The sequence below is a fragment of the Actinomadura sp. NPDC000929 genome, from assembly GCF_040492065.1.
GTDB classification, from domain to species: domain Bacteria; phylum Actinomycetota; class Actinomycetes; order Streptosporangiales; family Streptosporangiaceae; genus Spirillospora; species Spirillospora verrucosospora.
This window is the reverse complement of the sequence record NZ_JBEUPA010000245.1, coordinates 1-7,698: the sequence shown is the minus strand read 5'-3', so window position 1 is coordinate 7,698 and position 7,698 is coordinate 1. Positions and strand designations below refer to the sequence as shown.

At 74.4% G+C, this 7,698-nt stretch carries 8 protein-coding genes; all 8 read left to right on the top strand.

Annotation, left to right across the window (positions count from 1 at the left end):
* The first annotated feature begins 105 nt into the window (after positions 1-105).
* Positions 106-972 (top strand): fumarylacetoacetate hydrolase family protein, encoded by an 867-nt coding sequence (locus ABWI04_RS40865; RefSeq protein WP_345181471.1) that lies wholly within the window; start codon positions 106-108, stop codon positions 970-972.
* 52 nt (positions 973-1,024) lie between these two features.
* Positions 1,025-2,662 (top strand): ABC transporter substrate-binding protein, encoded by a 1,638-nt coding sequence (locus ABWI04_RS40860; RefSeq protein WP_353835765.1) that lies wholly within the window; start codon positions 1,025-1,027, stop codon positions 2,660-2,662.
* A gap of 62 nt (positions 2,663-2,724) precedes the next feature.
* Positions 2,725-3,684, top strand: coding sequence for an ABC transporter permease (locus tag ABWI04_RS40855; RefSeq protein WP_345181465.1), 960 nt, complete (start codon positions 2,725-2,727; stop codon positions 3,682-3,684).
* Entirely contained in the window at positions 3,681-4,631 is a 951-nt protein-coding gene (locus tag ABWI04_RS40850) for an ABC transporter permease (protein WP_345181462.1), read from the top strand. Before ABWI04_RS40855 ends, ABWI04_RS40850 begins: the two co-directional genes overlap by 4 nt.
* Complete coding sequence (locus tag ABWI04_RS40845; RefSeq protein ID WP_353835764.1) at positions 4,628-5,686, top strand: ABC transporter ATP-binding protein; 1,059 nt, start codon at positions 4,628-4,630, stop codon at positions 5,684-5,686. The genes ABWI04_RS40850 and ABWI04_RS40845 overlap by 4 nt, the downstream gene beginning before the upstream one ends.
* On the top strand, positions 5,683-6,675 hold the full coding sequence (locus ABWI04_RS40840) for an ABC transporter ATP-binding protein (RefSeq protein WP_345181457.1): 993 nt from the start codon (positions 5,683-5,685) through the stop codon (positions 6,673-6,675). The genes ABWI04_RS40845 and ABWI04_RS40840 overlap by 4 nt, the downstream gene beginning before the upstream one ends.
* 37 nt (positions 6,676-6,712) lie before the next feature.
* Positions 6,713-7,201, top strand: a complete 489-nt coding sequence (locus tag ABWI04_RS40835) for a RidA family protein (RefSeq protein WP_345181454.1) — start codon at positions 6,713-6,715, stop codon at positions 7,199-7,201.
* A partial coding sequence (locus ABWI04_RS40830) for an amidohydrolase family protein (protein WP_353835763.1) occupies positions 7,198-7,698 on the top strand: 501 nt, incomplete at its 3' end. The genes ABWI04_RS40835 and ABWI04_RS40830, both read left to right, overlap by 4 nt.

Sequence of the window (7,698 nt, the reverse complement as noted above, 5' to 3'; positions counted from 1 at the left end):
TTCCCGTCCTCGGAGATGCCCCCCGCCGGTCCCCGGGTGTGGCGGTGGCCCAAGGTCGCCGCCCTCGGCACGCCCGTGCCGATCGACTCCCCGGAGGTCTGAACCATGAAGTTCGCGACGTACCGCCTGCCGGACGGCACGGTCCGCCACGGCGAGGTCGTCGACGGCGGCCGCGTCACCGACCTCGGGCCCGGGGACCTCTCACCCGTGGTCGCCGCGCTGGCCGGCGGCGGACCCGGCTCGGTGCCGTCCGGCGAGCGGGCCCGCGCCCTGGACGAGGTGACCCTCCTCGCGCCGCTGCTGCGTCCCGGCAAGGTCCTCGCGGTCGCCGCCAACTACCAGGAGCACGTGACCGAGACGGGCGGGGAGCCGATCGACAAGGCGCGGATCTCGCCGCGGCTGTTCATCAAGCCCGCCACCTCCGTCAGCGGACCCGGCGAGGAGATCGCGCTGCCGTCCGTCAGCCCGAGCGTCGACTGGGAGGCGGAACTGGTCGCGGTCATCGGGAGCGGCGGCAGGGACATCCCCGTCGAGGACGCCCTCGCCCACGTCGCCGGCTACACCGTCGGCAACGACGTGTCGGCGCGGCGGATGGACTACGGCCACGAGCGCGACACCGCCGACCCGGCGGTCGCGTTCTTCGACTGGCTGAACGGCAAGTGGCTCGACGGGTTCGCCGCGCTCGGCCCCTACCTCGTCACCGCCGACGAGGTGCCCGACCCGCAGAAGCTCGAGGTGACCCTGGAGGTCAACGGGCGGGTCCGGCAGCACGGCGACACCGGTCAAATGATCTTCAGCGTCGCGGAGCTGGTGGCGTTCGCGTCCCGGCTGATGACGCTGGAGCCCGGCGACGTGCTCTACACCGGCACGCCGTCCGGGGTGGGACTGGCATCGGGGGAGTTCCTGTCCGCAGGCGACGAGATGACCGTGCGCGTGAGCGGGCTCGGAAGCCTGGTGAACCGCGTCCGCTGAGCGGACCAGTGGCCGGGCGCGCTCCCGGCCACCGCCGAGAAGAGGCAAGTCAATGACCATTCGTTCCGGCAGACCGACGGCCGGCGCGACCCGGCGGGCCGTCGCGGCCGTGCTGGGCGGCGCCCTCGCGGCAGCCGCGCTCGCCGCCTGCAGCTCCGACCCGACGCAGAAGTCCTCCGGCGGCGATGCCGGCGTGCTGAACATGTACCTCTACCAGAAGCCGAAGACGTTCAGCCCCCTCGCGCCGAACAACGGCCCCGACCAGCTCGTCATGTCGTTCGTCTTCGACTCGCTGTACGGCGCGGACGCGTCCTACGGGCTGAAGCCGCACCTGGCCGCCGCGGCGCCGGAGGTGTCCGGCGACGCCAAGACGATCACCTTCAAGCTGAAGCCCGGCCTGAAGTGGAGCGACGGCAAGCCGCTCACCTCCAAGGACGTGGTCTTCACCTACACCGCCCTCGCCGACCCGGCGACGGGCAGCGCCCAGGCGGGCAAGTTCGCCGCGGTGACCGGCGCGAAGGCCCTGGCGGACGGCAAGGCCGACTCGCTGGCGGGGGTGACCGCGCCCGACGCAGCCACCGTGAAGATCACCACGACGCGGCCGGCGGCGGGCCTGCCCGGGCTGATCGGCGGCACCCCGATCCTGCCGGAGCACGTCCTCGGCGGCGTCCCGGCGAAGGGGCTCGGCGACAACGGGTTCTTCACCAAGCCGGCCGTGGGCTCGGGGGCGTTCACCTTCGTCGACTACAAGACCGACCAGTACGTGGAGCTGAAGGCCAACCCCCACTTCCGGGAACCGGTGTCGATCAAGAAGGTGTACCTGAAGCCGGTGACCTCGGACGTGGCCACCGCGCAGCTGCGCACCGGCGAGATGGACCTCACCCAGGTCTCGCCGACCGACCTTCCGACCGTCAGGAAGATGGACGGCGTCAAGGTGGTCTCGGCCAAGAGCCCCGGCTACACCCGGATCGCGCTCAACCAGACCCAGGGCCGGTTCAAGGACGCGCGCGTCCGGCAGGCCCTCCTCACCGCGATCGACCGCGAGGGCCTGGTCGGCAAGGTGCTCGGCGGGGCGGGCACGGTCGTGAACTCCAGCTTCTACGGGGACGCCGGCGCGTCGGCGAAGGAGGCCTACGCCTACGACCCCGGGAAGGCCAAGAGCCTGCTCGCCGCCGCCGGCTGGGACGGCTCCAAGCCCGTCACGCTGTCGTGGATCCCCGGACAGCGCGACCGCGACACCGCCGTGACGGTGATCCAGAGCCAGCTCAAGGCCGTCGGCGTGAACGTGGAGCTCAAGCAGGTGCAGGCGGACGAGCTGCTCTCCTCCTACGAGAAGAAGTCGTTCGACATGGCGCTGTTCGGCGGCGGCAACTACGCGACCGAGCCGTCCACCGTCGCGACCATCGACGCCTGCGACCAGGGCTACCCCGCGGGCGGCAACATCGGCCGCTTCTGCGACCCGAAGCTGGACGGCCTGCTGTCCCGGGCCGACGCGGTCGCCGACCCGGCGCAGCGCACGAGCCTGTTCCAGCAGGCCGCCGGGGTCGAGAACGCGCAGGTCCCGTACCTGTGGCTCTACAACCCGGACGCGGTCTGGGCCTACCGGACGCGCCTGTCGGGCTTCGAGCCGTGCGGCCTGCCGACCAACGAGGTCGGGACCTGGGACTTCGCGAACTGGAAGCTGAGCTGACCGGCCCGGGGCCGGGGCCGCTCGCCCCGGCCCCGGCCGGCACCGACGAGAGGGGGTGAGGCGTGGCGGCCTATGTCGTCCGGCGCCTGCTGGTGAACGCGCTCGTGTTCCTGCTGATCAGCGTCGGGATCTTCGTACTGGTGCGGGTCGCGCCGGGCGACCCGGTCCGCATGATGGTCGACCCCGAGCAGATGCGCGGGGGCGGCGCCGCCTTCATCGAGGCCAAACGGCACGAGCTGGGCCTGGACCGGTCCGTCGTCGTCCAGTACGGCCACTGGCTCTCGGGCGCGCTGCACGGCGACTTCGGCTACTCCTACGTCGGGCACCGCCCCGTCTCGGCGGTGCTCGGCGAGCGGGTCGGGCCGACACTGCAGCTCATGAGCGCCGCCCTGGTGGTCGCGCTCGCGGTGTCGATCGCGCTCGGCGTCGCCGCCGCGGTGCGCCGCAACACCGCGGTCGACTACGGCGCCACCGTCCTCGGCCTGGCCGCGGTGTCGGTGCCGCCGTTCTTCCTCGGCATCGTAGGGATCTACCTGTTCTCCCTGAAGTGGGGCGTGCTGCCGTCCGCCGGGATGACCACTCCGGGCGGCGGCGGCCCCGCCGACCAGCTCCGGCACCTGATCCTTCCGGGGCTGATCCTGGCGTTCGTCACCGCCGGGCCGTTCACCCGCTACGTGCGGGGCGGCCTGGTGGACGAGCTGGGCGCCGACTACGTCCGCACGGCCGAGGCCAAGGGCGCGTCCCGGGCCCGCGTCGTGCTGCGGCACGCGCTGCGCAACGCGCTGATCCCGCTGATCACCGTGGTGATGTACCAGATCCCGCAGATGCTGGCGGGCGCGGTGGTGATCGAGCAGGTCTTCGCCTGGCCCGGCATGGGGCAGCTCGCGGTCAGCTCGATCGGCCAGCACGACTACCCGGTGATCGTCGGGTTCGCGCTGTACGTGGCGGTGCTGGTGCTGCTCTGCAACCTGATCGCGGACGTGCTGTACGCCGTCGTCGACCCGAGAGTGAGCCTGCGATGACCGCGACGCCCGCCGGCGCGCCGGCCGAGAAGCTGAGAAGGCCCCGTCAGGGGAAGGCCGCGCCGCCCGGGAAGGGGCGGGGCGGCGAGGGCCGCGCCGGCTCCGCCTCGCCCCGGGCGCGCGCCGTGCGCCGGTTCCGCCGCAACCGCCTCGCCGTCGCCGGGAGCGCCGTGCTCGGCGCGGTCGTCCTGGCGTCGCTGCTGGCGCCGCTGATCGCCGCGCATCCGAACGCGGTGGACCTGGACGCGGTCCGCGAGGCCCCGTCCGGCGCGCACTGGTTCGGCACCGACACCTCCGGCCGCGACGTGTTCGCCCGCACCCTGCACGCCGGACGGGTGTCGCTGCTGGTCGGCCTGGCCGCCGCGCTCGGCGCGGTCGTGGTCGGCACGCTGTTCGGCTCGGTGTCCGGGCTGTTCGGCGGCGTGGCCGACAACGTGATCATGCGGATCGCCGACATCGTCATGTCGTTCCCGACCGTCGTGGTGATCCTGGTGCTCGCCGGGATCGTCGGGCCGAGCGTGACCGTGCTGATCGTCGCCATCGGGCTGACGCAGTGGCCGGTCGCGGGCCGGGTGGTGCGGGGCGTGACGCTGTCGCTGCGCGACCGCGAGTACATCCAGGCGGCCGAGGCGAGCGGGGCGAACGCGTGGTGGCTGATCCGCAAGCACATCGTCCCCGCGGCGCTGGCGCCGGTCACCGTGACCGGCACCCTGGCCGTCGCGCAGGCGATCATGCTGGAGACCACCGCGTCCTTCCTCGGGCTCGGCGTGCGGCCGCCGCAGGCGAGCTGGGGGAACATGCTGAACGACGCGCAGAACCTGACGCTGATCCAGACGATGCCGTGGCTGTGGATACCGCCGGGCGTGGCGATCGCCGTGACGGTCCTCGCCGTCAACTTCGTCGGGGACGGGCTCCGCGACGCCGTCACGCCGGGGGGACGGACATGAGCGCGCCCGCCGGGAAGGCGACCCCGCGGGAGACCCCGGGGCGCGCGGACGGACGCCCGCTGCTGGAGATCGAGGACCTGGTCGTCGAGTTCGCCGGCGACGAGGGGACCGTCCGGGCCGTGGACGGCGCCGGGTACACCGTCGCGCCGGGCGAGACGCTCGGCGTGGTCGGCGAGTCGGGATCGGGCAAGAGCGTCACGGCGATGTCCGCGCTCGGGCTGGTCAGGCCGCCGGGCCGGGTCGTGTCGGGACGCGTCGTGTTCGACGGGGCCGACCTGCGCGCGATGCCCCCGCGCGAGCTGCGCCGGCTGCGCGGCGGCCGGATCGCGATGATCTTCCAGGATCCGATGACCGCGCTGAACCCCGTCCTGTCGGTCGGCGCGCAGATCCGCGAGGCGCTGCGGCTGCACCGGCCGGGCATGTCCCGCTCGCAGGCGCGCGAGCGCGCCGCCGAGCTGCTGACCCTGGTCGGGGTGCCGGGCGCGGAGCGGCGGCTGAAGCAGTACCCGCACGAGTTCTCCGGCGGGATGCGGCAGCGCGCGATGATCGCGATGGCCATCGCCAACGACCCCGACCTGCTGATCGCGGACGAGCCGACGACCGCGCTGGACGTGACCGTCCAGGCCCAGGTCCTGGACCTGCTGTGGCTGACCCGGCGGGAGACGGGCGCCGCCACCGTGCTGATCACCCATGATCTCGGCGTGGTCGCCGAGCTCGCCGACCGGGTCGCGGTGATGTACGCGGGGCGGGTCGTCGAGCACGGCCCCGTCGAGGCGATCTTCGACTCGCCCCGGCACCCCTACACGCGGGGGCTGCTGGAGAGCCTGCCCGCGCTGGACGGCGACGCCGGCGAGCTGACCCCGATCCCCGGTGCGCCGCCGGCGCCGGGCGAGATCGCGCGGGGGTGCGCGTTCGCGCCGCGCTGTCCGATGGCGCGGGACCGCTGCCGGGTGGAGCGCCCCGAACCGGCCCAGTCCGGTCCCGGGCGCGCGAGCGCCTGCCATTTCCACCACGAGATGGCCCCGCCCGGCGGGGAGAAGGGAGGCGACCGATGACCGTACCGGACGAGGTCCTCGGCGTCACCGGCCTCACCAGGCATTTCCCGGTGCGGTCGGGGCCGCTGCGCAGGCGGACCGGCAGCGTCCACGCCGTCGACGGCGTCGACTTCTCCCTGCGCGCCGGGCGGACGCTCGGCCTCGTCGGCGAGTCGGGCTGCGGCAAGACGACCACGGGGCGGATGGCGGTGCGGCTGCTGGAGCCCACCGCCGGCCGGATCGTCGTGGCCGGGCGGGACGTCACCCGCGCGCGCGGCGCCGAGCTCCGCGCCCTGCGCCGCGACCTGCAACTGGTGTTCCAGGACCCGTACGCGTCGCTGTCGCCGCGGATGACCGTGCACGACATCGTCGCCGAGCCGCTGCGCGTCCAGGGCCGCTACGGGGACGGGGGACCCGAGCGGGTCGCCGAGCTGCTCGACATGGTGCGGCTCGCGCCCTCGCACGCCCGCCGGTACGCCCACGAGTTCTCCGGCGGGCAGCGCCAGCGCATCGGGATCGCCCGCGCGCTCGCCCTCGGCCCGAAGGTCCTCGTGCTGGACGAGCCGGTCAGCGCCCTGGACGTCTCGATCCAGGCGCAGGTCGTCAACACGCTGCGGGAGCTCCAGCGCGAGCTGGGCGTGGCGTACCTGTTCATCTCGCACGACCTGTCGGTGGTGCGGCACGTCTCGCACGAGATCGCCGTGATGTACCTCGGGACGATCGTGGAGCGCGGCACCCGCGAGGAGATCTTCGGCGGTCCCGCGCACCCCTACACGCAGGCGCTCCTGTCGGCCGTGCCGCGCCCGCGTCCCGGCGCCCGCGGCGGACGCGAGCGGATCATGCTGACCGGGGACGTGCCGAGCCCGATCGACCCGCCCTCCGGCTGCCGGTTCCGCACCCGGTGCTGGAAGGCGCGCGACATCTGCGCGACCGAGACGCCGCCGCTCGTCGCCCACGCCGGCGCCGGCCATCCGACCGCCTGCCACTTCGCCGAACCGGCCACCGCCTGACCCCGCCACCGTCCGACCCGCCATCGAAGGAGTCACCATGCACGACGCCGACCAGCGCCTGGCCGCCGCCTCCACGGACCCGGGGCCCGCGGGGGAGCGCCCGGCCGTCGCCGCGGCGCGTCGCTCGGGGGAGATCCTGATCGCCTCCGGCCAGGTCGCCGTCCGCGACGGAAGGCTGCTCGCCGAGGGCCGCGTGGGAGACGAGGTCGCGCTCGACACCGCCCGCGCCTGCGCGCGGCAGTGCGCCCGCAACGTCCTGACCGCCGTCCGGGACGAGCTGTCCGGTGACGGCGGGCTCGGCGCGGTCGCGCATGTCGAGGCGGTCTCGGTGTGGGTCGCGTCCGCGCCCGGGTTCACCGACCAGCATCTGGTGGCCGACGCCGCGACGGCCCTGTTCACCGAGGTGCTCGGTGACGGCGCCGGGCGGCACGCGCGGGTCGCGCTCGGCGTCGCCGCCCTGCCCACGGGCAGCCCGGTCGAGGTGGGGGCCACGTTCCGGCTGCGCCCGGAGCCGGCCGCGCCATGATCGATCTGCTCATCGCCGGCGGGACCCTCGCCGACGGCACCGGGGCCGCGCCGGTCCGCGCGGACGTCGCCGTCACCGGCGGGCGGGTCACGGGGATCGGCGACCTGGCCGGGCGCCCCGCGGCCCGGACGATCGACGCGTCCGGTCACGTCGTCGCGCCGGGTTTCGTGGACGTGCACACCCATTCCGACCTGACCCTCCTGTCGTCCCCCGAGGCGCACAGCGCCGTCCGGCAGGGGATCACGACCGTCGTGGTCGGCAACTGCGGCCTCGGCGTCGCGCCCGTCGCCGCCGGAGACGACCGGGAGGCGCTGCGCGCCGCCGCCGGCTACCTCGACCTGGACCCGTCCGTCCGCTGGGACTGGGCCGACCTGCCCGGCTACCTGGCCGCGCTCGACGCCGCGCGCCCCGCCGTGAACGTGGCCGCGCTCGTCGCGCACACGCCGCTGCGCGCGGCCGCCGTCGGGTTCGGCGACCGCCCGGCGGACGCCGCCGCG

Excerpts from the sequence above, each read along its gene's own strand:
- ABWI04_RS40865 (WP_345181471.1), top strand. The coding sequence starts at position 106 with ATGAAGTTCGCGACGTACCGCCTGCCGGACGGCACGGTCCGCCACGGC.
- ABWI04_RS40860 (WP_353835765.1), top strand. The coding sequence starts at position 1,025 with ATGACCATTCGTTCCGGCAGACCGACGGCCGGCGCGACCCGGCGGGCC.
- ABWI04_RS40850 (WP_345181462.1), top strand. The coding sequence starts at position 3,681 with ATGACCGCGACGCCCGCCGGCGCGCCGGCCGAGAAGCTGAGAAGGCCC.
- ABWI04_RS40845 (WP_353835764.1), top strand. The coding sequence starts at position 4,628 with ATGAGCGCGCCCGCCGGGAAGGCGACCCCGCGGGAGACCCCGGGGCGC.
- ABWI04_RS40840 (WP_345181457.1), top strand. The coding sequence starts at position 5,683 with ATGACCGTACCGGACGAGGTCCTCGGCGTCACCGGCCTCACCAGGCAT.
- ABWI04_RS40835 (WP_345181454.1), top strand. The coding sequence starts at position 6,713 with ATGCACGACGCCGACCAGCGCCTGGCCGCCGCCTCCACGGACCCGGGG.